Here is a 1,985-nt window from a genome sequence, read left to right as displayed (position 1 = left end):
ATTAATGGAGAATTGATGTTTTCTCGAAATTATGACAATAAGTATAAACGCTCAGGATTGGCATTATGGATAGGGGCGCTGAATAAACAATACCTAGCAACCGATTTATTCTCAGGGCAAATAACTGATGTGCAAGTGTGGAATAGAGGGTTAACTCAAAAAGAAGTTCGTCAGTATATGGCAGAAATGCCCAAAGGTACTGAAGAAAACTTACAAGCTGCGTACGACTTTAATCGCAGGCGTGGTGATTGGGTATACAACAAAGCATCAGGGAAATACGATTTAAAATTAGTGAATGGTGCTCACCTTACAGAGCAAATTAAAAAAGTGGACAGTGATGGCGATGGGATTTCTGATGATATTGAATCTGGTTTATGTACAAACGTAAATGATCCCGACACTGATAAGGATGGTTTATCTGATGGTGATGAGCTTAATTTAGGTACAGATCCTTGCTTGTCAGATACTGATGGTGATGGGATTGAGGATGGTTTTGAGCAGCAGATAGGCAGTGACCCGCTTAATCAAGATTCTGGTGATACTAATGAGGTATTGGATGAAAGTTATTGGGAAACCTATGTGCATCATGAAACAGAGCAAGCAATAGAGCAAGGAACCCCAGAGGAAGTGGGTTCAGCGTTGTTGGACGTAACTGATAATACAGGGTATGCCATTAGTGGAATTGTGCCAAAAAGCCATGATTTTACTATGATGTATTGGGTTAAAGCGACAGAGATTAAGACTCAGATATCAGGTAGCCGTGGGGTTACATCATCTCAACAAAGTTATTTAGGAATAAATAGCAGGGGGAGAGAATATGTACGTTTTGGTAAACGGGGTTCTAATACAGGCAGCAAACCATCCCCAATTAAAGAGAATCAATGGGTGCATTTAGCGTTAAGTGTGGATGATAAAGGTATTCGTGTGTATATCAATGCAGAGTTGATGTATTTGTACAGCGGCGATAGTGGTTATGTACCTTCAAAATTTGCATTGTGGTTTGGGGCTTTAAATTCAAAAGGGGTTGTAGAAAGTTTATTACGTGGCCAGTTAACGGATGTTCAGATTTGGGATCGAGGATTAAACCAAAAAGAAATCCGTCAATATATGGTTGAAATGCCAAATGGAACTGAACTCAATTTGCAAGCAGCCTATGATTTCAATCGTTGGCGCGGTGATTGGGTATATAACAACGTATCAGGTCGATATGATCTTAAGCTAGTTCATGGCGCTCATCTAACTGAGAAGGTTGGAAGCTTAGATAGTGATGGTGATGGTTTATTCGACGAAGTTGAACAAGCTTTATGTACTGATCCGAATAACTCGGACAGCGACAGCGACGGCTTATTTGATGGTGAAGAGTATCAATCTGGTACAAATCCATGTCGTCCAGATACTGATAACGATGGTATTGAGGATGGCGCTGAATATCAAATTGGTAGCGATCCTCTTGTCCCCGATCCTAATGAGATAAATATTAATTTAGATGAAAGTTATTGGTCAAGCTATGTGGATTATGTAGCAGTTCAAGCGAACCTTGAAGATATTAAGGAGGAGTCAGGCTCTGCATTATTAGATGTTAGTGATAATGATGGCTATGCCATCAGTGGCATCGCCCCTGAAGGCTCAGAGTTCAGCATGATGTACTGGGTTAAAACTGATGCGATTACCCTTCAATTATCAGGCAGCAGTGATAGTTCAACTTATGGGCGCAGTTATTTAGGCGTTAGCAGGTATGGCCGAGAATATATGCATTACGGAGGAGGCTATTCCAAAAGCAGCTCAGAGCCTAAGCCAATAAAAGTAGGCGAATGGAGTCATCTTGGGATGACGCATAATGCCGAGGGCTCCCAAGTTTATATTAATGGAGAATTGATGTTTTCTCGAAATTATGACAATAAGTATAAACGCTCAGGATTGGCATTATGGATAGGGGCGCTGAATAAACAATACCTAGCAACCGATTTATTCTCAGGGCAAATAAC

General features: G+C 40.7%; 1 protein-coding gene. It reads left to right on the top strand.

Annotated features, from left to right (window positions below):
- Nucleotides 1-15 precede the first annotated feature (15 nt).
- Nucleotides 16-1,985 (top strand): laminin G domain-containing protein (locus AACV33_RS02035; protein WP_182700709.1); only part of this gene is annotated, 1,970 nt, incomplete at its 3' end.

Origin of the sequence: Aliivibrio sp. SR45-2, assembly GCF_963890165.1 — a bacterium.
In the GTDB taxonomy this organism is placed as follows: domain Bacteria; phylum Pseudomonadota; class Gammaproteobacteria; order Enterobacterales; family Vibrionaceae; genus Aliivibrio; species Aliivibrio salmonicida.
Note: the sequence above shows the minus strand (reverse complement) of the source record. Positions and strands in the feature narration are given on the sequence as shown.